Genomic DNA, 21,961 nt, shown 5'->3' on the forward strand with positions numbered 1-21,961 from the left:
GCTATTCCGGGAGCGGTCCGCGGTTTCCCGGAATGTGCTGGAACACCATGGTGGTCTCCGTGTGTCCCACCACGGGATCGGTGGCGAGATTGTCCAGGAGCCAATTGCGGAGATCATCGGTGTTGGCCACTGCGATATGCAGGAGGTAGTCCACCGAGCCAGTGGTGTGGAACGTGGAGATCACCGCGGGAAGCTTGGGAACGCGTGCCGTGAAACGGTCGATTTGGTCGCGGTCGTGGGCACGGAGCCGAACAGCAATCAGGGCCTGGACCGAGCGCCCGATGGCCGGCAAGCTCAGGACGGCCTCGAAGCCTTCGATGATGCCCCGCTCCGACAGTGCCCGCGTCCGCATCAAAGCCGTGGACGGGGCGATTCCGACGAGCTCAGCCAGTTGCTTGTTGGAGATCCGCGCATCATCCACCAACGCCGCCAGGATCCGTTCGTCAATCGAGTCCAAGGGCTCAGTGCTGGCCGTGGTTGACCGAACATTCTTCGTGGGGTTGCTCACGGATCCTCCTGAAATTGCCTGTCATTCATCCTAGACCGTGAAATCTTCAGCTGACTATCAGGCGGGGGACCTCTGGCGGTGTACCGCCAAGGTGACAACCGCCGTCGTGCACGAAAGTGCCATGACAGACCATGCCAAAGCGGGCCACCCGTAGGCCTGAAAGGCCAGGCCGCCAGCCCAGCCGATGATGCTCGAGCCCAGGTAGTAGGAGAGGTTGTACAGGGATGCTGCCTGGGCGCGGCCCGTGGTGGCAATGGCGCCGGTCCATCCCGAGCCGACGCTGTGCGCCGCGAAGAAGCCTCCTGTGAAGATCACCAGGCCGGCCAGCATGGCTCCGAGGTTCTCCGTCAGGGTCAGGGCCAGGCCTGCGGACATGACGGCGATCCCGGTTACGAGGACGTTGCGTCGGCCGAACCTGGTGGTCAGGCCGGCGGCCCATCGTGAACTGACGGTGCCTGAAAGGTAAGCCAGGAAGATGAGACTCACCACGGTGGTCGGGAGTCTAAATGGTTCAGCGTGGAGGCGGAATCCCAAGTAGTTGTAGACGGCCACGAATCCGCCCATCAGCAAGAAGGCCTGCAAATACAGCGCCAGGAGTTTGGGATTGCGGGAATGTCCGCCCAAGGTCCTGACCGCTCCCCGGAATCCCATGGCTGGAGAGGGGCTGAACCGGCGTTGCCTGGGGACGAGTACCAGGAAAAGCACGGCTGAGACGGTGGCGAGCAGGGAGACGGCCAAGGCCGCGGCGCGCCAGCCCCACAATTCGCCGACAGGACCAGCAACCAGCCGGCCGGCGAGCCCACCCAGGGTGGTTCCCGCGACGTAGCTGCCCGCTGCGAGGGCGGTATGGATCTTGGTGACTTCCTCGTTGAGGTAGGCGATGGCGATGGCTGGAATGCCGCCCAATGCCATGCCCTCCAGCGTCCGGAGACCCAACAGCAGGGGGAGGGCCGGTGCAAGCGGAACCATCAACCCGAGCAGGGTGGCTGCGGCGATGCCGATGGCCATGGCCCGTACCCGGCCGATCCGGTCTGCCACAAACGACCACGGCAAAACCGTGGCGGCCAGTCCTACGGTTGCCAGGGAGATGCTCAGTGCCGCCTCAGCCGCTGTGATGTGAAGATCGCTTGCCATGAGCGGGAGGACGGCCTGCGTGGAGTAGAGCTGGGCGAACGTCGCCACCCCGGCAAGGGCCAAGGCAGCCAGGACGCGACGGTATCCGGAGGAGCCTTTGGCATGCCCGTCCCACGATTGCGTGTTTCCCATGACCTTCGTTTTACTCACCGGGCAACAGTAGGCTTCAGGCATCTTCATGATCCAATGCATAGGTTAGCTATGATTCATGCAATACGGCATGAATCATTGGCCACGCCAAGGAGCGCCATGGAACCCGATCACCATCAGCTCATCCAGCTTCTCCCGCTCCTGCCTGTCCTCGCGCAACTTGGCCGTACCGAGCACATGACCGAGACAGCCGAGTTGCTTGGGGTGCCCCAGTCCACAGTCAGCCGGGCCGTGGCAAGGGCCAGTGCGATTATTGGCATGGATTTGCTGATCCGGGATGGCAGGGGCATCCGCCTCACTCCCGCAGCCAGGACATTGTTGCCCTACATCGAAGATGCCCTGGAGGACTTCCAGGCCGGGCTGGACCGGGTGAGGCATGAATCTGACGTAGTGCGGGGGCGCATTGGCGTCTCCTTCCAACACACGTTCGGGGAAGCCACCCTGCCGCTGCTCATCAGCGCCTTCCGCGGGCGCCATCCCCAGGCCGTCTTCGAACTCAGGCAGGGTCCACGGGACGACTGCCTGCAGGAACTCGCAGCGGGGGAAACCGACTTCGCGTTGATCGCCCCTATTGCGCCCGATGGCAAGGGCATCCGGTCCCTCCCGCTCTACCGTGAACCGCTGCGGGCTGTCCTGCACTACCGCCACCCGCTGGCAGGGCGGCCCAGCGTGCGCCTTTCCGAACTCCGGCACGAGCCTTACGTCACCCTGCCCACCGGTGTTGGGCTCAGGGCACTGGGCGAGGAACTGTTCCGGGAGGCTGGCTTCCGCCCCCGGATCGCCTTCGAAGTCCAGGAATCCACTACCGCACGCGGACTGATTTCCGCAGGCCTGGGCTTCGGCATCCTCCCGCCTGCAGGGCCCGGCTCAGGAACCGGACAGTTCCTTCCGAAAGCCGAACTTGGACTCGTCGAAGTAGCCATCGAGTCCGGACTCGCTTTCAGGCAAATCGGCCTGGCATGGCGGGAACGGAGCTTTGAACCCGACGCCGTCCGGCTCTTCCGCGAAATGGTGGTCACCGAGGGCGGCGGCCTGCTGGCCGAACTTGTCAGAGCCCGGTCAGGAACTCCCTGACCACGTCCGTTGCCGAACCTGTCCGCGACTGCCGCCAACCGGTACCCGCCCACAGGTTCAGGCGGTGCGGATCCCCGGCGGCGGACGAAGCTGCCCGAACGGGTGAGGTGAGGTGGTGAATGGCAGGGTAGCCCTCCGGCGCGTCAGCGTGATCGCGAACGAACTCATTGACCAGCGAACGCGCCGTGCGTCCCGTGAACGCCCGCGTCAAGGCCGTCGCGGTGAACGCCGGATCGCCCAAGGCATCTTTATGCACCTGCCTGGCGCCACTTTCGTCTGTCCGGACCAGGGCCGTGCCGATCTGCGCGGCTTCCGCCCCGGCCGCCAACACCTCGCGAAGCGTCGCGGTGTCCATGACCGCACCTGCCGCTATCAGCGGAAGTCCGACGGCGGCCCGCACCTGGGCGACCAGTTCCGCCGTCGTCCGGGCTTCCGGTGCCTCGGCTGGTTCGTTGGCGTGCGGGAGGAAAGCTGCGCTGTGGGCGCCAGCGGACCCGTGCTGCACCACGATGGCGTCCGGACCTTCTTCCGCGGCGGCGAGGGCCTCCCGGACATTGGTCACGCTGGAGATGACCGTGGTGCCGGCCTTTTGCAGCGCACGGACAACCGTTTTTCCGGGCAGGCCAAAAGCAAAGCTCACCAGTTCCACCGGATCGGCAAGCAGGGCGTCGATCTTGTCCTGCCACGCGTCGTCGTCATCGAGGCGCAGCTCCGGCAGGGCTACACCATAGCGGGCGGCTTCGGGCTCCAGTTCACGCCGGTATTGCTCGAGGCGTGCCACCGCTTCGGCATTGGGTGGGAGCTGGTCCGGGTTGGGTACAAAAACGTTCATGCCGAACCGGATGTTGAGGTTCCGTGCCGCCGCGATCTCCCCGACCATGGACTCAGGGCTCTTGTAGCCGGCGGCAAGGAAACCGATGCCCCCGCCGTCGTGGACGGCCTGCAGCAGGGCCGGGGTTGATGTTCCGCCAGCCATGGGGGCTGCGATGAACGGGGTGCCAAACATGGATCCAGGCATGTGCGGTTCCTCCTCAGGACGCTCCAAGCTAGTCTTTCACGGTGAACAATCTTGACTCTTCCCAACATTCCCCTGCCCATGAGGAAGTCCTGAGTGGCACAGTCATTGGGCTCGATATCGGTGGGACGAAAACCCGCGGCGTGCGGTTCGAGAACGGCATGCCTGTACGGGATGCGAGTGCGGGCAGCTCGAATGTCCAGAACGTAACCCGCGAGCAGGCGGCAGCCAACCTCGCCGAACTCTTTGGCAGCATCGGCGGAGGGGTTGTCGAGGAGGTCTACGCAGGAGCGGGTGGCATAGACACTGACGAAGACGCCCAGGCGCTCGCAGACCTGATTGCCCCGCACGCACCCGGGGCCCGGATCACGGTGGTCCACGATTCGCGGCTGCTGTTGGCAGCTGGTGGTGCGAGCACTGGTGTGGCCGTCATCGCCGGCACCGGCTCTGCGGCATGGGGGAGGAACGACGCCGGCGACGAGGCCCGGGCGGGTGGCTGGGGCTACCTCCTGGGCGACGAAGGCAGCGGGTACTGGCTGGGCCGCGAAGCCGTCCGCCACAGCCTCCGCCGGATGAACCAGGGCCTGGAGCCGGATCAGCTCAGCCGTGCCCTGTTGGAGTCCTGCGGCGTGGAGGAACCCGGTAAGTTGATCGCCCTCTTCCATTCGCCGGACACGGGACGCCGTTTTTGGGCGCAGCAGGCCCGCTTGGTGGTGGAAGCAGCCGACGCCGGTGACGGCGTCAGCCTTGCACTGGTGCAGCAGGCCGGTGCCGACCTCGCCGACCTCGCCGAACAAGCCATTCGCCAACTCGGCCTGGACGGGCCTGTGATCCTGGGCAGCGGACTGGGCATGAACGTTCCTAAGCTCCAGGATGCCTTCAAAGCCAGGTTGGCCGACGCCGGCATAGTAGACGTCCGGATCCTGCAGCAGGATCCGGTGTTCGGGGTTCCCCGGCTTGTAGCCGAGCAGCGCGGCTAAACTCAGCCGCGGGTGCGTGGCCGGAGTTTGACTCCGGGAAGCGGGGGAGCCGGGATTCGTCCGGCTTCGGGGCCGGCGTCGGGCCCGTGGCCGTGGACGACGCCAAAGCGCGAGGTAGCGGCAGCGTCGTCGTCGAGCAGCCCTTCGGCTTCCCATTCCTCGCGGGCCTTTTCCACTTCCTCATGTGTCCGCCCCACGAAGTTCCACCACATCAGCAGGTCTTCGCCGAACGGTTCGCCGCCAAGGAGCATGAATCGGGTGTCGGGCTGGGCATCTACGGACAGGGTGGCCCGGCCGGCGCCGAGGTAGGCCAGGGGGCCGGCTCCGATGTCTTGTCCGTCGATCACCACGCCGCCATCCAACACGAGCACAGCGTGTTCAAAGTCCGGGCGGAGTGGCAGCTCAAGAAGTCCCGTGCCAACGATGTCGGCACCGACTATAGGGCTGAACATGGTAGCGGGGGAGCGCTGTCCGGCGAACTCTCCCACCATGACGGTTGCGGTGTAGCCAGGTCCGGCAGCCACCGGAAGATCACGGACCTGCTCGAAGGAGGGTGCCCGGTGGCGGTGCTCGTCAGGAAGGGCAACCCAGAGTTGCAGCCCCCGGGACATGGGGATCTCAGCCACCAGGGAGCCTGGACCTGAGTCCGTGTTTGCAGGGAGGACGGAGAATTCCGAGTGCGATATACCGTGGCCCGCTGTCATGATGTTCAGCTCGCCCGGACGCACCACCACATCACTGCCGACACTGTCGCGGTGCCGGACGGCACCTTCCAGTGGCCAGGTAACGGTTTGGAGCCCGCAGTGCGGGTGGGGAAGCACGCTCATGGCCACCCGATCGGGCCCGAAGCTGTCCAGGAAGCACCAGGCTCCAACAGTTGGCAGCCCGCGCTGGGGCAGGGTGCGCATGACGTTCATGGCGCGGACGCCACCCAGGGGAACTTCCCGCTCGGGCCACAGCTGAACGCATGGACCTTGCCCCTCTGGTGCAGCGGGGCAAACTTCCTGCGCCGGGGAAGTATCAAGATTGGTCATGTGTTCATCACCTGTGCATAAATGTTGGAAATTGAGCTAATCTGTTCCACGTGAACAACGCCCTCTTGAGCTACCACGACGCTGTCCTTTACCGTTCGGGTGAACCGTACCGCATCCTCGCCGGAGCCATCCACTACTTCCGCGTCCACCCGGAGCTGTGGCAGGACCGGCTGCGTCGGCTCAAGGCCATGGGTGCCAACACGGTGGACACCTATGTCGCTTGGAACTTCCACCAGCCCCGGCAGGATCAGGCCCCGGACTTCACCGGCTGGCGTGACCTGGGGCGGTTCATCGACCTCGCTGCAAAGGAGGGCCTGGACGTGATTGTCCGCCCGGGCCCCTACATTTGCGCGGAATGGGACAACGGCGGCTTTCCTGCCTGGCTGACTGGCACACCCGGCATCGGCCTCCGGTGCATGGACCCGGTCTTTACCGCAGCAATCGAGGAATGGTTCGACCACCTCCTCCCCATCATCACTCCGCGCCAGGCATCCGCGGGCGGTCCCGTCGTTGCCGTGCAGATCGAGAACGAGTACGGCAGCTACGGCGACGACCACGAATACATCCGCTGGAACCGGCGTGTCCTTGAAGCGCGCGGGATCACCGAACTGCTTTTCACCGCCGACGGCGGCACCGACTACTTCCTCGACGGCGGCTCAGTGGAGGGAACCTGGGCGACGGCAACCCTGGGGAGCCGGGGTGACGAAGCGGTGGCAACCTGGCAGCGCCGCAGGCCCGACGAGCCGTTCTTCAATGTCGAATTCTGGGGCGGCTGGTTCGATCACTGGGGTGAACACCACCACCGCAGGGATGCCGGGGATGCGGCGTTGGAAGCCCGGAAAATGCTCGACCTTGGCGGCTCGCTCTGCGTCTACATGGCCCATGGTGGGACCAACTTTGGCCTGTGGTCCGGCAGCAACCACGACGGCACCATGCTGCAGCCGACAATCACCAGCTACGACTCGGATGCACCCATCGCTGAAAACGGTGAATTGACCGCCAAGTTCCACGCTTTCCGGGGTGAGTTCTACCGCGCCCAAGGCATTGAGGACCTGCCGGAGATCCCCGCAGAACTGCTCGCCGAAGCTCCGGTGATCCCCGCACGCTCGTTGGCCTTGCCGGACGCTCCGGACCTGTTGGAGTTGCTCCGGACGGCCGGTAAGCCCACCAGCAGCGTCAAGCCCCTCAGCTTCGAGCAATTGGGGCTCGACGCCGGAATGGTCCTCTACGCCTCCGAAGCCATCCTTCCCGGACGCGCCGATGCCCCCACGGAAAGCCGCCTGAAAATCGCTGGGCTGAACGATCGGGCCTATGTGTGGGTGGACGGCGACTTCGCCGGGGTCCTGGATGATGTCACTGGTGCTGAGGGGCTCGTTGTCACCGGACGTGGCGTGCAGGCCAAGCTCGAGATCCTCGTTGAGAACCTTGGCCGCATCAACTACGGCCCCCTGACCGGACACGGGAAAGGCATCCTGGGTGGCGTGCTGATCAACCAGCGCTACACCTTCCACTGGACACAGACGCCCATTGCGCTGGCAGAGTGGAAGGAAGAAGACCTGGAGGGCCTGGTTGGGGCCGACTTCGACGTCGCGGAGCCCGCCGATACCTATATTGCGCTGCCTGATTCCGGCAAAGGCTTCGTATGGCTCAATGGCTTCCTGCTCGGACGGTATTGGGAAAGAGGCCCTCAAAGGACCCTTTACGCCCCGGCCCCCTTGGTCAAAGCCGGCAGCAACACGATCAAGGTGCTTGAACTGGGCACGGCGGGGACCGTCGTCGAGCTTCGCGAAAAGTCAGACCTCGGCCCGGAAGAAGACGGGCCTATTTCCGCTGCGGAGCTCTCCTAGCAGGAAGACCCCCGGAGCGGCACATATGCTGGCACCATGACCCTGCAGTTCGATACCCGCCCAGCCGCCTACGCCGTGATCGTCAGGGATGGACGAATCCTGCTTGCTTACTGGAAACAGGACGATAAGGAAGGCTGGACACTTCCCGGCGGGGGACTGGACTTTGCGGAACATCCTGTGGACGGATGCCGGCGGGAAGTCTTTGAAGAGACCGGCTATGAGGCGAAGATCGAACGGATGCTGGGCATCGACGTGGGCCACTGGCAGGATGACGTCCGGCCCGATGGGACCGTGACGGACTTCGAGGCGCTTCGCTTGGTCTATGAAGCCACCGTCGTGGGAGGCGAGCTCACCCACGAGGTGGATGGAAGCACCACGCATGCGGCCTGGATCCCCTTGGAAGACATCGGGAAGCTGAACAGGGTCGCGCTGGTGGACACAGCCCTGCGCCTGCACCGTGAGCGACCCGAGAACGGGAAGCTCAACTAGCAGGCAGGCCTAGCCAAAAGCGGCGGCTGTTGGCTACGCTGAACTTCGTTGCCGGTTTTCAGTAGCCGGTCCCAGATGCCGAGGAGGTGGATTTTGATGATTGCCATAATCTTGCGCGCCCCGCACACAGTTGCAGCGCACTGTCATCACCCCACCATTCCTGTCCCGGCATCAGCCTGCCAAAACTAGGGCAGCCGGGCCTCAGCAGAGGTTTCCATTGAATACTTTCGCTTCTTCAAGCAACCCTTCAAACAGTTCTACCCAGCAACTCCGCGGGCCGATCGACTATGGCTACACCACCAGCACTGCGGAACTCTTCCGCGCAAACACGGCTCCTGATGCGCGGGCCACGCCCGGCCGCGTAGTTCGTCTCGACCGGAACCGTGTCCTCGTGGCATCACATGACGGTCTCCTCCACCTGCCCTACCCGGCGCACGGCGTGGTTCCAGCCACGGGGGACTGGGTGTGGCTTGGCCACAACAGCGCAGGCGAGCCAGCCGTCGTCGAGGTCCTGCCCCGGCAATCGGCACTGAGCCGCAAGCGCGCCTTCGAGGCTTCCTCCGAGGAGCAGATCCTGGGGTCCAACATCGACATTGTGGCAGTGGTGGTTCCCGTGGACCGTCCGCTGACCCACAACCGCCTGGAACGGACCCTTGTTGCCGCCTGGGACTCGGGCGCCACGCCGCTGGTGGTCATCACCAAAGCGGACCTTGCCCACCTGGCAGATGACGTAGTGGGGGAGGTGATCCTCCAGGCAGCCGGTGTGGAGGTGGTCACCACCTCCGCCGAGCAGGGCGACGGTCTCGATGAACTGATGCGGCACATCCCGGGGGGTGCAACGCTGGTCCTGCTAGGCCCCTCCGGCGCCGGTAAATCAACCCTCATCAATGCACTCGCCGGACGGGAGGTCCAGCAGACCGGAGCCGTGCGGGCCGGAGACGGCAAAGGAAAACACACCACAACGTCCCGGGAGTTGGTGCCATTGGCCGGTGGCGCCGTGCTGATGGACACCCCGGGCGTTCGCGGTTTCGGGCTCTTCGACGCGGATGACGGCATGGACGAGATGTTCGGGGACCTTGACGAGCTCTTCGCACAGTGCCGTTTCGCCGACTGCGCCCACCAGGCAGAGCCAGGGTGCGCCGTTCAGGAGGCGCTCGCCGACGAGTCCCTCGACCCCAGGCGTTGGGCCAGCTACCTGAAACTTCAGCGCGAACTGGCCGCCCTCACCAGGAAACACGACGCAGCAGCACGCCGTGCCTACCAGCGGGAATGGCACCAAAAGGTCATGACTGCGGACAGGGGTCAGCGTGCCGCTGAGCGCCACAGGCACGATCAAGCTGAAGAACGCGCAGCGAAGGGAGGCAAACGGCGCAGACGTTGAACATTGCCGATTCATTACGGAATCCGTGGCGGCGCTGACAATCGTCGGTGCCGCTGGCTACGCTGGGTGAAGATTGCTTTGCAGCCGAGTAATAAGCCTGCATATGATCGTTTGGCTCTACCGATAATGTCCGCCAAAGATAGGTAAGCCCGGGTATGGCTGAAGCCATGATTGAGTTCAAGAGCGTCACTAAGCAATACCAAGGCGGGCAGCCTGCGGTGGACGCTCTGAGTATGTCGATCGACGAAGGTTCGATTACCGTCTTCGTCGGGCCTTCGGGTTGCGGCAAGACCACCTCGCTGCGCATGATCAACCGGATGGTGGAGCCCACCAGCGGAACCATCACGGTGGGCGGCGACGACGTCTCCCGCGTTCCCGCGGCGCAGCTCCGCCGCTCCATGGGGTACGTCATGCAGTCCTCCGGTTTACTGCCGCACCGCTCAGTGCTGGATAACATCGCCACCGTTCCGCGGCTCAACGGTGTTTCCAAGGCGGCGGCGCGGAAGCGCGCAGCGGAACTGCTCGACGTCGTTGGGTTGGCTTCGGTGCTTGGCAAGCGGTACCCTTCCCAGCTCTCGGGGGGTCAGCAGCAGCGCGTCGGGGTGGCCCGGGCGCTCGCTGCTGACCCGCCGGTCCTGCTCATGGACGAACCCTTCAGCGCCGTCGACCCTGTGGTCCGCGACGAACTGCAGCAGGAACTCTTGCGGCTCCAGCGGGAATTGGCCAAAACCATCGTCTTCGTCACACACGACATCGATGAAGCCACCGTGCTCGGAGACAAAGTCGCTGTGTTCGCTGTCGGCGGCAAGCTCGCCCAGTACGCGGCGCCAGAAGAAATCCTCCGGGCGCCGGCCAACGACTTTGTTGCCTCCTTTGTTGGACGTGACCGCGGTTTCCGCCATCTTGCCTTCAACGCCGCCGACGCCGTGACGTTGCACCCCGTGACCATGGTCAGTCCCTCCGATGGCCCCGATGCGGGCCGCCGGTCGGGGGAATGGGCTTTGGTGGTGGACGCAGAATCGCGGCCACTTGGTTGGTCTTCTCCGCGCGACGGAGCAGGCCTGATTCCGGGCGGTTCGCTGTTCCGCAAGGGCGATACCCTGCGCCGCGCGCTCGATGCTGCGTTGTCGTCGCCGTCGGGCCTTGGCGTCGCAGTGGACGACGACGGCCGGGTGGCCGGAGTCCTGAAGGGGCCGGAAGTCCTTGCCCTGATCGAGGAAGTCCGGCACCACAGGGAGGATGCCACCTGATGGAGTGGTTCCTCGCCCACAGCGGCATGGTCCTGGGACTGGCCGGGCAGCATCTGGTGCTCGCCATTGTTCCGATGGTCCTCGGCCTGCTGATTTCGATTCCCTTGGCCCAGCTGGCCCGGCGCAATTCTGCCCTACGGTCGGTGGTAGCGACCGCGACGTCGCTGCTCTACACGATTCCGTCCTTGGCCCTCTTCATCATTCTTCCCACGGTCCTTGGCACACGGATCCTGGACCCCATTAATGTGGTGGTTGCGCTGACCATCTATGCAGTTGCCCTTCTGGTGCGAGCCGCAATGGATGCCTTCGACTCCGTTGACGATGACCTCCGCAACGCAGCCGTGGCCATGGGCTTCAAACCGCTGCCCAGGTTCTTCCAGGTGGACCTTCCGCTGTCCCTGCCCGTGATGTTCGCGGGCCTTCGCGTGGTGTCGGTCAGCAATATTTCGTTGGTCAGCGTCGCAGCGCTCCTTGGTGTGGGGAATCTTGGAGTCCTGTTCACAGACGGCCTCCAGCGCACCTTCGTCACCGAAGTGGTGGTGGGTATTATCGCCATCCTGGTGCTTGCGCTGATCATGGACGCCATCCTGGTTATCCTCGAGCGGTTGCTGACCCCGTGGACCCGGGCAGTTGGCGGGAAGTCCCAACGCCAGGACGCCAACGCGCTGCTGACGGAGCCAAAGTCCGGACCCGCCGTTCCGCACCCGGGCATGCGCGCGGACCCGGAGGTGTCCTCGTGAACATCTTCGCGGAGACCATCGCGTGGTTGATCGATCCCATCCACTGGAGGGGAAGCGGCGGGATCCCAACCCGAACCTTCGAACACCTCCAATACAGTGCTTTGGTGCTCCTCATTGCCGCAGTCATCGCCGTGCCCATCGGGCTGTTCATCGGCCACACCGGCCGTGGGCGGGTAGTTGCTGTAGCGGTGGCCGGTGCGCTGCGTGCCCTGCCGACGCTCGGTTTGCTGGTCCTGTTCGCCCTGCTCGCCGGAAGTGGTTTGATGCCCCCGGTCTGGGCCCTGGTGATCCTGACGGTCCCCCCGCTTCTCGCAGGGACCTACGCCGGGATCTCCAGTGTCGACGCCGTGGTGGTGGACGCCGCCCGGGCCATGGGAATGACGGAACTCCAGATCCTCTTCCGGGTGGAACTTCCCAACGGCTTGCAAGTCATGTTCGGTGGCATCCGTACCGCGGTCCTGCAGGTCATAGCCACAGTCTCGGTGGTGGCCTACCTGCCCTTGGGTGGACTGGGACGCTACCTGTTCGACGGGCTCGTCCTCCAGGATTTCCCGCGCATGCTTGGCGGTTCCCTGCTCATCGCCGGGCTCGCCATCGCCGTGGATTTGATTCTTGCCGGCGTACAGAGGCTTGTCCTCTCGCCCGGCCTGACCCTCGATTCAAGCGGCCGCCAGAAGGCGACCGACGATCTCACAGCCACAGCTCCCGCCGAGGCTGCCGTTCAAGGAGGTACACCATGAAAAACCCCGTCCCCATGACCCTTACGCGCCGTGGTCTCGGCGGCCTCGCAGCCGGCCTGGGTGTAGCCCTCGCGTTGAGCGCCTGTGGCGGCAGTCCGCTGGCCTCTCCATCCACCTCGGCCCCCAGTGGCTCGGCCGCCGGCGGCTCGCTGGTGGTCGGCTCCGCCGACTTCCCGGAAAGCCAGGTCATCGCCGAGATCTATGTGGGTGCCCTGAATGCCGCCGGCCTGACGGCAACGTCCAAGCCGAACATTGGATCGCGCGAGATCTACTTCAAGGCCGTCCAGGATGGCTCCGTAGACCTGGTCCCGGACTACTCGGGCAACCTGCTGTCCTACGTTGATACCGAGGCCTCCGAAGTCTCAGCTGAGGACGTCTATAAGGCACTTTCGGGCAAGCTCCCTGACGGCCTGGCCGTCGCGGAAGCCTCCAAGGCCGAGGACAAGGACGCCATGGTGGTTACAAAAGCCACGGCTGAGAAGTACAAGTTGAAGTCCATCGAGGACCTGGCGAAGGTCTGCAAGGACTTCACCATGGCTGCTCCGGCCACGTTCGAGACCCGTTCCTACGGCTTCCCGGGGCTGAAGAAGAACTACAACTGCGAGCTCAAGGGGCTGCAGCCGTTCAACGACGGGGGTGGCAACCTGACTCTGCAGGCATTGTTGGAGGACAAGGTCCAGGTGGCTGACATCTACACCACCACCCCGTCCATCGTTGACAACGACCTCGTGGTCCTTGAGGATCCCAAGAACAACTTCAAGGCCCAGCAGGTCCTGCCGCTGTACAACAAGGCGAAGATGACCGATAAGGCCAAGGAAGCGCTCAACAACGTTTCCAAGACCCTGACCACGGACGACCTGATCAACCTCAACCGTGCAGTCAGTGGCGACCAGAAGCAGAGCCCCAAGGATGCCGCAGCCGCTTGGCTGAAGGACAAGGGCATCGTCAAGTAACACCTGACGAAACCGCGTACGACGGCGGTGACGGACCCGCGCGGGCCCGTCACCGCCGTCGTCGTTTGTGTGAGTCAAGTCTCAGCGGAAGTCCATCACCCGTGTGGCATATTTGAGGAATGGCGAATTTCAAGCAGTCCACCAAGCTTCATAATGTCCTCTACGACATCCGTGGACCGATTCTTCAGGCCGCCCAGCAGATGGAGGCGGAGGGTCACCGGATCCTCAAACTGAACATCGGAAACCCGGCTCCTTTCGGCTTTGAAGCGCCTGACGCCATTTTGGTGGACATGATCCGCCACTTGCCAAACGCCCAGGGCTACAGCGATTCACGGGGCATTTTCTCGGCCCGGACCGCAGTCTCGCAGTACTACCAGACCCGCGGAATCCAGAACATCCACGTCGACGATATCTACCTGGGCAACGGGGTCAGCGAACTGATCACCATGTCCCTCATGGCCCTCCTCGAAGACGGCGACGAGGTCCTGATTCCCACTCCGGACTACCCACTGTGGACGGCATCGGTTGCTTTGGCCGGCGGCCGCCCCGTTCACTACCTCTGCGACGAAGACTCCGGTTGGCAGCCCGACCTCGAGGACCTCGAAGCCAAGATCACGCCCCGGACCAAGGGCATCGTGGTCATCAACCCCAACAACCCCACCGGCGCCGTCTACCCCGAGGAAACCCTCAAGAAAATTGTTGCCTTGGCCGAGAAGCACGGGCTGGTTCTTTTCTCGGATGAGATCTACGAAAAGATCCTTTACGAGGACGCAGTCCACGTCAATCTCGCCGGACTAACCGGAGACGACGTCCTCTGCCTGACGTTCAGCGGGCTGTCCAAGGCCTACCGGGTCTGTGGGTACCGTGCAGGCTGGATGGCTATTTCGGGGCCCAAGAAAGATGCCGCCGACTACCTTGAAGGCATCAACCTGTTGGCCAACATGCGCCTGTGTGCCAACGTTCCGGCACAGCACGCCATTCAGACGGCTCTTGGCGGCTACCAGAGCATCAACGACCTCATCCTGCCCGGAGGCCGCCTGCTGGAACAACGCAACAAGGCCTACGATCTCCTCAATGCCATTCCCGGAGTCAGCACGCAGCAGGCCAGGGGAGCGCTCTACCTCTTCCCCAAACTGGACCCGGAGGTCTACCACATCAGGGACGACGAGAAATTTGTCCTGGACCTCCTGAAGGAACAGAAAATCCTGGTCTCCCACGGGCGAGCCTTCAACTGGGTACGCCCGGACCACTTCCGGATGGTCACGCTGCCCAACGTCAAAGACATCGAAGAAGCGATTGGCCGCATGGCTGACTTCCTGTCGAGGTACCCGGGCAACTAGCCTGAGGTCCATGGCCGCGCCACGGGGGCGCGGACCGGCAGAAAGGCACGCCTGATGGCTGAAGTTGAGTTCGCCAAGAGTCCGGCCAGCGTATTAAGGGTCGGATCTGGGTTTTCGCTGGCGGAGGTGGATCCGGAATCCACCCCGGGCTACGACGGTGCGAAATCCGACGGAAAGTCGCTGCTCTCTGCCCAGGATTCACGGTTGGCGGACTTACAGGAAAAACTGTTCGCCGAGGGCAAGTTCGGCAATACCAAGCGGCTTCTGCTGATTCTGCAGGCCATGGACACTGCAGGCAAAGGCGGCATTGTCAGCCACGTCGTGGGCGCCATGGATCCGCAGGGTGTGCAATTGGCAGCTTTCAAGGCGCCCACGGACGAAGAGAAGGCCCACGACTTCCTCTGGCGGATCGAGAAGCACGTTCCCGATGCCGGCATGGTGGGAGTTTTTGACCGTTCACACTACGAGGACGTCCTGATCCACCGCGTCCACGCGTGGGCGGACCCTGCTGAGCTGGAGCGCAGGTACACGGCCATCAACGCCTTCGAGGCAGGCCTGGCGGAGCAGGGCACCACGATCGTCAAGGTCATGCTCAACATCAGCAAACAGGAACAGAAGAAGCGTCTCATTGCCCGGCTGGACGATCCCAGCAAGCACTGGAAATACAGCCACGGCGACCTGACGGAACGTGCCTACTGGAACGACTATATGGACGCGTACAGCGTGGCGTTCCAGAAGACCTCGACTGACATTGCCCCCTGGCACGTCGTACCAGCCAACAAGAAGTGGTATGCCCGCATCGCGGTTCAGCAATTGCTGTTGGATGCGCTCGAAGGGATGCATTTGGACTGGCCCAAAGCCGACTTCGATGTCGCCGCTGAACGGAAGCTCGTCGAGGCATCCTGAGCCCCTGCCGGACCGTTAGCCGGTAGTGGTGGAAGCCCCGGCGTCGTTGCCTGCATCGCGTGCCGAGGCCAAGCGCTTGCGGGCGCCCTCAAGCCAATCCTCGCAGCGCTTGGCCAGCGCCTCGCCACGCTCCCAGAGCGCCAGTGATTCCTCGAGGCTCGCCCCGCCGGCTTCGAGTCGGCCAACAACGGCCACGAGCTGTTCCCGGGCTTCCTCATAGCTCAAGGCGTCCAGGGAATCAGGTGCCGACGCCGGTGAGTTGTTCTCGGTCATGATGTCCTTTGATTGTGATGCTGACAATGTTGGCTGTGGAATCAATGTTCCAGGATCTGTCCTTGGCCCTCGGAGACAGCCCGGAACCGACCCTCCGCTACACGTATCGCCAATTCCGCGCCTTTGGGAGCCTCCTCGGGGCTACTGACCACCTGATGCCCGGCTTGGTCGTCGCCGACGAGTTGGACAACCGCATAGCCGCGGTCCAGGGTCTTCTGGGGCGACAGGGCCCTGACCTGTGCCCGCAGGTGGTGCACCTGGTCCAAGGCGCGTACAACAGCTGTGTTGACCGCCGCGTGTGAGCGCCGTTGCAGGCGGTGAATATCCTCGGCCCGGGCATCGACCATGGACGCGGGGGATGCCAAGACCGGACGGGATCTCAAGGAGTGGAGTCGGTCAGTTTCCCTATCCACCATCCGGCCAATGCTGCGGCGGAGGTGGTCCCGGGCCTGACGCACCATAGCCAGTTCCTCGGCGACATCCGGGACGATCCGCTTTGCAGCATCGGTGGGAGTGGAAGCGCGGAGGTCGGCGACGTCGTCCAGGATGGGCCGGTCTGCCTCGTGGCCGATCGCACTGACAACAGGGGTGGTTGCTGCAGAGACAGCACGAATCAGGTCCTCGTTGCTGAAAGGAAGCAGGTCCTCCAGCGCGCCGCCGCCTCGGGCCAGGACAATGACGTCCACGTGCGGGTCGGCGTCCAGCTTCTTCAGTGCGGCGATGATCTGTGACACCGCCGTGTTGCCCTGCACGGCTACCTCTCGAACATCAAATTCCACAGCTGGCCAGCGCAGGGCGGCGTTACGTAGCACGTCCTTCTTGGCGTCCGAGTCGCGGCCCGTGATGAGGCCGATGCGGTGGGGGAGCAAAGGCAGTTTCCGTTTGCGCGAATCAGCGAACAATCCTTCCGCGGCCAAAGCCTGGCGGAGGCGCTCAATCCGAGCCAGCAGGTCGCCGAGGCCAACGGGTCGGATGTCCTTGACCGACATGTTCAGGCGGCCAGTCTTGACCCAGAAATCCGCCTTGACCAAGGCAACTACCCGCGACCCGCGCTCCAGCGGTAATTTCTGCCGGTCCAGGACCGTGGACCACACCGAAGCCGGCAGCGAAATCTCGGCGTCGACATCACGCAGTGTCAGGAAGGCATTGCCACCCCGGCGGTTCAGCTCGATGACCTGGCCCTCGATCCAGGCTGCGGGAGCCCTCTCGATGTGGGCTTTGAGCTTGCGGGAAAGAAGCTGCAAGGGCCAGGGATTATCCGGACTGGTCTCGGCAGCAGTCCCGGGGAGGGTGGACTCCGGAGTCGCTTCAGCGGACATGGCAGGTCCGTGATTGGCCCGGAAGCCGTGGGTGTACCAGCATGATCACTATCCTCGCTCGGGGTGCGGCAACTTGCTCGGGTGCGGCAACTCGCTCAGGTGCGGCAACCTGCTCGGGTGTGGCGCAGCGCCGCGTTCCAACTCTATCCATAGCTTTACCTGGTGGCTCCGACATTTTTCGGATCATGTGGACAGACCTAGGATGGTGGCACTGGACCCCGACCCCGAGGATGACTTTGCGTACCTTCGTTTCAGCAGTGGGAGTGATCCTCGCCCTGGTGCTCACTGCCGTCGCCGTTCCGGCCGCGTGGGTGGACCAAAACATTGTTCAGGAAGATGGCTTTGCCCGCATCGCCGGTGGATTGGGCAGTGATCCCGATTTCCAGGCGCGTCTGGCGGACGCCGCCGTCGGCTCTTTCGAATCCTCAGTCAACCTCCCAGGGCCCATCAAATCCCTGGCCGCCGGGGTTCTTGAACAGGCGGCGTCCGGGATGCAGTCCTGGAGCGACTATCCGCAGGCTTGGGAAGAGACAGTGAGGAACAGCCACAAGCTGAACTTCGGTGCGGCTGGGCAGCCGGAAGAATCAGGTGCTTCCACGGCCCTGGTCTTGGACATTGGGCCCCTGGTCAGGCTGATCCGCGACCATTTGGCCGACGCTACGCGCGTCCGGCTCGACGTCCCCTCTGAACGGCTTATTTCGCTGGGCGAACCGTCCCACCGCCAACTGGTGGAAAGGGTCGCAGCCTTTGCTCCGTTATGGTGGGTTGCCGCCCTGGGAGCTCTCGTTTCGGCGTTGCTGGCTTTGCTTGTGGCACGCAGGAGGCCTGCGGTCCTGGCATTCCTGGGGCTGGGCGGCCTGGCCGTGGCGGGGCTCTGGTCGGTTGGATTGAATGTGTCTGAAGGAGTTGTTGGCAACCTCTCCAACGGCAACGAACTGGCAGGGCTGTTCATTTGGAAGTTTTTCACCGCCGTCCAGTCCGGTTTTGGTCCCTGGACAACGGTGGCTGCCCTGATCTCGGCCGCCTTGTTGGTCATCGGCTTGGTCGCCTGGATTATTTCCGCGAGACGACCATCACCTTATGCCCGAGGATAATGACCTGACCGGTAACATTGTGGGATGACCTCCACAGCAATTTCCATCCCGATGCCCAGCGTGCCCCGGAGACGGCGATCGCCGGAAGAGGTACTGGCAGCGGCACCCGTCACGGGTCCCAAGAAGGTGCTGTTGGCGGCACCCCGCGGTTATTGCGCCGGCGTGGACCGGGCTGTCATTGCGGTCGAAAAGGCCTTGGAGCACTACGGCCCGCCCGTCTACGTCCGCAAGCAGATCGTCCACAACGTACACGTGGTCAGCTCCTTGGAAGAACAAGGCGCCATCTTCGTCGAGGAAACGGACGAGGTTCCCGAAGGCGCCCTGGTGATCTTCTCCGCGCACGGAGTTTCACCGGCAGTGGTGCAGTCGGCAGAGGACCGCGGCTTGCGCACCATCGACGCGACGTGCCCGCTGGTCACCAAGGTCCACCGCGAAGCCGTGCGCTTTGCCAAGGACGACTACGACATCCTTCTCATTGGCCACGAAGGCCACGAGGAAGTCGAGGGCACCGCCGGCGAGGCCCCCGAGCACATCCAGATCATCAACGGTCCGCACGAGGTGGACAAGGTCACAGTGCGCGATCCCGAGAAGACCATCTGGCTTTCGCAGACCACGCTGAGCGTGGACGAAACCATGGAGACCGTGCGCCTCCTGAAGGACCGCTTCCCGACTCTGCAGGATCCTCCCAGCGACGACATCTGCTACGCCACCACCAACCGCCAGGTGGCCATCAAGAAGATCGCACCGCAGGCTGACCTGGTCATTGTGGTCGGCTCGGCCAACTCGTCGAACTCGGTGCGCCTGGTTGAGGTTGCCCTCGAGTACGGGGCCAAGAGCTCCTACCGCGTGGACTTCGCCAACGAGGTGGATGAAGCCTGGTTCGAAGGCGTCGCTACCGTTGGCGTCACCTCCGGTGCGTCCGTTCCTGAAGTCCTCGTCCAGGATGTCCTGCGCCTGCTGGCCGACTACGGCTATGGCGAGGTCCAGGAAGTCGTAACAGCGGAGGAAGATCTCCTCTTCTCGCTCCCCAAGGAGCTGCGGGCTACTTTGAAAAAGGCCGGGGATGTCTCCCGGGCCCTCGGTGGCCGCGGGAACCGGGCTACGTCCTAGCAATAAGCTTTTTACTGAACTGGCCCGCAGCGGGCGCCCTTCCTGGTGGAAGTGGTCGCCGCTGCGGGCCAGTTCGTTAAGCCGCAGACTCCTGGGGCTCTTCGCTAAGAAGTTCCGGAGCGGCCAAAGCCCGCGGGACAGCTTCCACGGACATGGGGGCCGTGAGGCCAGCATCGTCCATGGTGTTCAGCTTCCGCGCGGTTGGGAGCACACGTGCTTCGAGGGTGCCCACCATGGCGTTGTACCGGTCCACCGATGTCTTGAGGGAGCTTCCCAGCTTGCTGACGTTCTCACCGAGTGTGCCCATGCGCTCGTAGAGCTGCTTGGCGAGCTCGAACAGTTCGTGCGCGCTGTCCGTGAGGACGTCCTGCCGCCAGGTGAAAGCCACTGACTTGAGGACTGCCAACAACGTCCCCGGTGATGCCAGGACGACGTTCCGGGACAGGGCGTGTTCAAGCAGGCCGGGGTCGGCCTCAAGGGCAGAGGCAAGGATGGACTCGGCCGGGAGGAAGCAAATCACCAGTTCCGGTGAGTTCCCCGGGATGTCCCAGTACTTTTTGCTGGCCAACGCATCAATGTGCGCCTTCAAGGCCTTTGCGTGCTGGGCCAGGAGGGTCTTGGAATCGTGGGCGGAGGCTTGCGTTACCGATTCACCGAATGCCCCTTCTCCGTGGAGTTGTTCCTGTGCCGCGAGGTAGGAGGCCAATGGGACCTTGGCGTCCACCACCAGCTGCTTATCCCCGGGCAACTGGACCACAAGGTCGGGTCGCAATGTGTTCTCGGTGCGGCCCGAGTGGACCTGCTCATGGAAGTCCACGTGCCTGAGCATCCCGGAAGCTTCAACCACACGGCGAAGCTGGACTTCGCCCCACTGCCCGCGTGTGCTGTTGGAACGCAGGGCAGAGGCCAGGGCATGGGTTGACCGAAGTAGTTGTTCATCGGACGAACGGGCGTCCTGCAGCTGTTGGGCGAGCTGTCCGTACTGCTCAACGCGGTCACGTTCGAGCAGCGAAACCTGCTGCTGCACCGCGGTCAGCTTTTCCGCCACGGGCGCCAGGGCGCGCAGGACACTTCCGTCAGAATTCCTTGCTGCGCTCAGCTCGCGGTTCTGTGTAAACAAAAGCCGCCGCTCGGCGTCGGCTGCTGCGAGCTGTGCCGTCACCTCCGAAAGGCGCGACGATACGGCGTCGAAGTCCTCCTCCAAGCCGGCGCCCCGGCGTCGGAAGACGACGTAGCCGGCCGCCAGACCCACGGCCGCGCCGATCAGCAACATGAGTAGTGCCAAAACGAATCCAAATCCATCCATGTGGCAACCCTGACACAGGGGTACGACAGTTTTAGTGAGGTTGTGGCCGTGGGGGTCGCCACAGCGTCGGGCCGAACAAGCATGGACAAGGTATCAACGGGTAGAATCAATGCTCGTGGCTCTTACTATTGGCATCGTCGGACTGCCCAACGTCGGCAAATCAACCCTTTTCAACGCACTGACCCGAAACCAGGTGCTCGCCGCGAACTATCCGTTCGCGACGATCGAGCCGAACGTGGGTGTAGTCAACCTGCCGGATCCGCGCCTCGCGAAGCTGGCCGAAATCTTCGGTTCGCAGAAGCTGCTGCCTGCCCCGGTATCCTTCGTGGACATCGCGGGCATTGTAAAGGGCGCCTCCGAGGGCGAAGGCCTGGGCAACAAGTTCCTTGCCAACATCCGCGAGGCCGAAGCCATTGCGCAGGTAGTCCGTGTGTTCGATGACCCGGATGTCATCCACGTCGACGGCAAGGTTGATCCGCGCTCCGATATGGAGACAATCAACACTGAACTGATCCTGGCCGACCTCCAGACCATCGAAAACGCGATCCCGCGCATCGAAAAAGAAGTCAAGATCAAGAAGCGCGAAGCTGCCGAACTGGCCGCCATCAAGGCTGCCCAGGCTGTGCTGGAGCGCGGCGACACGATTTTCTCCTCCATCAAGAGCGACAAGCTCGAAATGGGGCACCTCAAGGAACTCGGCCTCCTCACGGCCAAGCCTTTCATCTACGTCTTCAACGCTGACGAAGGCATCCTCGGCGACCCGGCCAAGCAGGAAGAACTTCGGGCCTTGGTGGCTCCGGCCGACGCGGTCTTCCTCGACGCCAAGCTGGAATCCGACCTCGTGGAACTGGACGAGGAAGAAGCCCGCGAAATGCTGGAAATGAATGGCCAAAGCGAGTCCGGCCTGGACCAGTTGGCCCGTGTTGGTTTCCACACGCTCGGCCTGCAGACCTACCTCACGGCTGGTCCGAAGGAAACCCGTGCGTGGACGATCCGCCAGGGTGACACGGCACCCCAGGCAGCCGGCGTCATCCACTCCGACTTCCAGCGTGGCTTCATCAAGGCCGAAGTTGTCTCCTTCGACGACCTCATCGACGCCGGCTCCATGGCTGAGGCAAAGTCCCGCGGCAAGGTCCGCATTGAAGGCAAAGAATACGTGATGGCCGACGGCGACGTGGTGGAGTTCCGCTTCAACGTCTAGCGAATCAAGGCAAGAAGTAGTTCATAGAATCACCTGGCGTCCAGCTTCAGAAGCACGCCCGACCGTGCCTCTGAAGCTGGACGCTGCCGTCTAACGTTTTTTGGGGCGAGAGGAACC

21 protein-coding genes are annotated in these 21,961 nt (G+C 63.4%); 14 read left to right on the forward strand and 7 right to left on the reverse strand.

All coding sequences use genetic code 11. The features are described 5' to 3' along the window. Position 1: 1 nt before the first annotated feature. Together ACNQOP_RS15350 and ACNQOP_RS15355 are read right to left on the reverse strand one after the other, a co-directional pair. A complete protein-coding gene (locus ACNQOP_RS15350) occupies positions 2–508 on the reverse strand; it encodes an Lrp/AsnC family transcriptional regulator (RefSeq protein ID WP_235516998.1) in 507 nt (168 codons plus the stop codon). Between the two features lie 57 nt (positions 509–565). Continuing rightward, on the reverse strand, positions 566–1,774 hold the full coding sequence (locus ACNQOP_RS15355) for an MFS transporter (RefSeq protein ID WP_416405016.1): 1,209 nt from the start codon (positions 1,772–1,774) through the stop codon (positions 566–568). Between the two features lie 117 nt (positions 1,775–1,891). Here ACNQOP_RS15355 and ACNQOP_RS15360 point away from each other — a divergent pair, with 117 nt between their 5' ends. Further along, a complete protein-coding gene (locus ACNQOP_RS15360; protein WP_257371203.1) occupies positions 1,892–2,866 on the forward strand; it encodes a LysR family transcriptional regulator in 975 nt (324 codons plus the stop codon). On the opposite strand, the gene ACNQOP_RS15365 is transcribed toward ACNQOP_RS15360, so the two are convergent. Further along, positions 2,841–3,884, reverse strand: a complete 1,044-nt coding sequence (locus ACNQOP_RS15365) for a nitronate monooxygenase (protein WP_416404986.1) — start codon at positions 3,882–3,884, stop codon at positions 2,841–2,843. The two genes, ACNQOP_RS15360 and ACNQOP_RS15365, sit on opposite strands and share 26 nt — an antisense overlap. A 41-nt stretch (positions 3,885–3,925) precedes the next feature. On the opposite strand from ACNQOP_RS15365, the gene ACNQOP_RS15370 reads away from it, so the two are divergent. Continuing rightward, positions 3,926–4,861, forward strand: a complete 936-nt coding sequence (locus ACNQOP_RS15370) for an N-acetylglucosamine kinase (protein WP_416404987.1) — start codon at positions 3,926–3,928, stop codon at positions 4,859–4,861. Between the two features lie 2 nt (positions 4,862–4,863). Here ACNQOP_RS15370 and ACNQOP_RS15375 read toward each other — a convergent pair whose 3' ends face one another. Continuing rightward, entirely contained in the window at positions 4,864–5,895 is a 1,032-nt protein-coding gene (locus ACNQOP_RS15375) for a pirin family protein (RefSeq protein WP_416404988.1), read from the reverse strand. 50 nt (positions 5,896–5,945) lie between these two features. Here ACNQOP_RS15375 and ACNQOP_RS15380 point away from each other — a divergent pair, with 50 nt between their 5' ends. The 9 genes from ACNQOP_RS15380 to ACNQOP_RS15420 all read left to right on the forward strand — a co-directional run bounded on the left by ACNQOP_RS15380 (position 5,946) and on the right by ACNQOP_RS15420 (position 15,541). After that, positions 5,946–7,742 (forward strand): glycoside hydrolase family 35 protein, encoded by a 1,797-nt coding sequence (locus ACNQOP_RS15380; RefSeq protein WP_416404989.1) that lies wholly within the window; start codon positions 5,946–5,948, stop codon positions 7,740–7,742. A 36-nt stretch (positions 7,743–7,778) separates the two neighbouring features. Further along, entirely contained in the window at positions 7,779–8,231 is a 453-nt protein-coding gene (locus ACNQOP_RS15385) for an NUDIX hydrolase (RefSeq protein ID WP_416404990.1), read from the forward strand. A 217-nt stretch (positions 8,232–8,448) separates the two neighbouring features. Continuing rightward, positions 8,449–9,612 (forward strand): ribosome small subunit-dependent GTPase A, encoded by a 1,164-nt coding sequence (gene rsgA, locus ACNQOP_RS15390; protein WP_416404991.1) that lies wholly within the window; start codon positions 8,449–8,451, stop codon positions 9,610–9,612. Between the two features lie 155 nt (positions 9,613–9,767). Next, positions 9,768–10,862: an ABC transporter ATP-binding protein gene (locus tag ACNQOP_RS15395; RefSeq protein WP_416404992.1), complete on the forward strand. Its 1,095-nt coding sequence runs from the start codon at positions 9,768–9,770 to the stop codon at positions 10,860–10,862. Further along, positions 10,862–11,602, forward strand: coding sequence for an ABC transporter permease (locus tag ACNQOP_RS15400; protein WP_416404993.1), 741 nt, complete (start codon positions 10,862–10,864; stop codon positions 11,600–11,602). Before ACNQOP_RS15395 ends, ACNQOP_RS15400 begins: the two co-directional genes overlap by 1 nt. After that, positions 11,599–12,342, forward strand: coding sequence for an ABC transporter permease (locus ACNQOP_RS15405; protein ID WP_257371195.1), 744 nt, complete (start codon positions 11,599–11,601; stop codon positions 12,340–12,342). The genes ACNQOP_RS15400 and ACNQOP_RS15405 overlap by 4 nt, the downstream gene beginning before the upstream one ends. Continuing rightward, positions 12,339–13,295: an ABC transporter substrate-binding protein gene (locus ACNQOP_RS15410; protein WP_235516976.1), complete on the forward strand. Its 957-nt coding sequence runs from the start codon at positions 12,339–12,341 to the stop codon at positions 13,293–13,295. The genes ACNQOP_RS15405 and ACNQOP_RS15410 overlap by 4 nt, the downstream gene beginning before the upstream one ends. Before the next feature lie 119 nt (positions 13,296–13,414). Beyond that, a complete protein-coding gene (locus ACNQOP_RS15415) occupies positions 13,415–14,635 on the forward strand; it encodes a pyridoxal phosphate-dependent aminotransferase (RefSeq protein WP_211711254.1) in 1,221 nt (406 codons plus the stop codon). A 54-nt stretch (positions 14,636–14,689) separates the two neighbouring features. Next, a complete protein-coding gene (locus ACNQOP_RS15420; protein ID WP_416404994.1) occupies positions 14,690–15,541 on the forward strand; it encodes a polyphosphate kinase 2 family protein in 852 nt (283 codons plus the stop codon). A 15-nt stretch (positions 15,542–15,556) separates the two neighbouring features. Here the strand turns inward: ACNQOP_RS15420 and ACNQOP_RS15425 are convergent, their stop codons facing one another. Further along, positions 15,557–15,814, reverse strand: coding sequence for an exodeoxyribonuclease VII small subunit (locus ACNQOP_RS15425; RefSeq protein WP_416404995.1), 258 nt, complete (start codon positions 15,812–15,814; stop codon positions 15,557–15,559). A gap of 41 nt (positions 15,815–15,855) precedes the next feature. Further along, positions 15,856–17,133, reverse strand: coding sequence for an exodeoxyribonuclease VII large subunit (xseA, locus tag ACNQOP_RS15430; protein ID WP_416404996.1), 1,278 nt, complete (start codon positions 17,131–17,133; stop codon positions 15,856–15,858). Between the two features lie 230 nt (positions 17,134–17,363). On the opposite strand from xseA, the gene ACNQOP_RS15435 reads away from it, so the two are divergent. Continuing rightward, positions 17,364–18,227 (forward strand): hypothetical protein, encoded by an 864-nt coding sequence (locus ACNQOP_RS15435; protein ID WP_416404997.1) that lies wholly within the window; start codon positions 17,364–17,366, stop codon positions 18,225–18,227. 24 nt (positions 18,228–18,251) lie between these two features. Beyond that, entirely contained in the window at positions 18,252–19,337 is a 1,086-nt protein-coding gene (locus tag ACNQOP_RS15440; RefSeq protein ID WP_235516963.1) for a 4-hydroxy-3-methylbut-2-enyl diphosphate reductase, read from the forward strand. Between the two features lie 76 nt (positions 19,338–19,413). Here the strand turns inward: ACNQOP_RS15440 and ACNQOP_RS15445 are convergent, their stop codons facing one another. After that, the gene (locus ACNQOP_RS15445; protein ID WP_416404998.1) at positions 19,414–20,643 is read right to left on the reverse strand and encodes a DNA recombination protein RmuC; all 1,230 of its coding nucleotides are present in this window, start codon (positions 20,641–20,643) and stop codon (positions 19,414–19,416) included. 115 nt (positions 20,644–20,758) lie between these two features. Here ACNQOP_RS15445 and ychF point away from each other — a divergent pair, with 115 nt between their 5' ends. After that, complete coding sequence (gene ychF, locus ACNQOP_RS15450; protein ID WP_257371188.1) at positions 20,759–21,844, forward strand: redox-regulated ATPase YchF; 1,086 nt, start codon at positions 20,759–20,761, stop codon at positions 21,842–21,844. Positions 21,845–21,961 lie beyond the last annotated feature (117 nt).

This window comes from Arthrobacter sp. LFS091 (assembly GCF_047977885.1).
Lineage (GTDB): Bacteria > Actinomycetota > Actinomycetes > Actinomycetales > Micrococcaceae > Arthrobacter.

Bases quoted from the DNA above. Each gene is read 5' to 3' on its own strand.
- ACNQOP_RS15355 (WP_416405016.1), bottom strand. From the start codon at position 1,774: ATGGGAAACACGCAATCGTGGGACGGGCATGCCAAAGGCTCCTCCGGA.
- ACNQOP_RS15360 (WP_257371203.1), top strand. From the start codon at position 1,892: ATGGAACCCGATCACCATCAGCTCATCCAGCTTCTCCCGCTCCTGCCT.
- ACNQOP_RS15365 (WP_416404986.1), bottom strand. From the start codon at position 3,884: ATGCCTGGATCCATGTTTGGCACCCCGTTCATCGCAGCCCCCATGGCT.
- ACNQOP_RS15375 (WP_416404988.1), bottom strand. From the start codon at position 5,895: ATGACCAATCTTGATACTTCCCCGGCGCAGGAAGTTTGCCCCGCTGCA.
- ACNQOP_RS15385 (WP_416404990.1), top strand. From the start codon at position 7,779: ATGACCCTGCAGTTCGATACCCGCCCAGCCGCCTACGCCGTGATCGTC.
- ACNQOP_RS15395 (WP_416404992.1), top strand. From the start codon at position 9,768: ATGGCTGAAGCCATGATTGAGTTCAAGAGCGTCACTAAGCAATACCAA.
- ACNQOP_RS15400 (WP_416404993.1), top strand. From the start codon at position 10,862: ATGGAGTGGTTCCTCGCCCACAGCGGCATGGTCCTGGGACTGGCCGGG.
- ACNQOP_RS15410 (WP_235516976.1), top strand. From the start codon at position 12,339: ATGAAAAACCCCGTCCCCATGACCCTTACGCGCCGTGGTCTCGGCGGC.
- ACNQOP_RS15415 (WP_211711254.1), top strand. From the start codon at position 13,415: ATGGCGAATTTCAAGCAGTCCACCAAGCTTCATAATGTCCTCTACGAC.
- ACNQOP_RS15420 (WP_416404994.1), top strand. From the start codon at position 14,690: ATGGCTGAAGTTGAGTTCGCCAAGAGTCCGGCCAGCGTATTAAGGGTC.
- ACNQOP_RS15425 (WP_416404995.1), bottom strand. From the start codon at position 15,814: ATGACCGAGAACAACTCACCGGCGTCGGCACCTGATTCCCTGGACGCC.
- xseA (WP_416404996.1), bottom strand. From the start codon at position 17,133: ATGTCCGCTGAAGCGACTCCGGAGTCCACCCTCCCCGGGACTGCTGCC.
- ACNQOP_RS15435 (WP_416404997.1), top strand. From the start codon at position 17,364: ATGACTTTGCGTACCTTCGTTTCAGCAGTGGGAGTGATCCTCGCCCTG.
- ACNQOP_RS15440 (WP_235516963.1), top strand. From the start codon at position 18,252: ATGACCTCCACAGCAATTTCCATCCCGATGCCCAGCGTGCCCCGGAGA.
- ACNQOP_RS15445 (WP_416404998.1), bottom strand. From the start codon at position 20,643: ATGGATGGATTTGGATTCGTTTTGGCACTACTCATGTTGCTGATCGGC.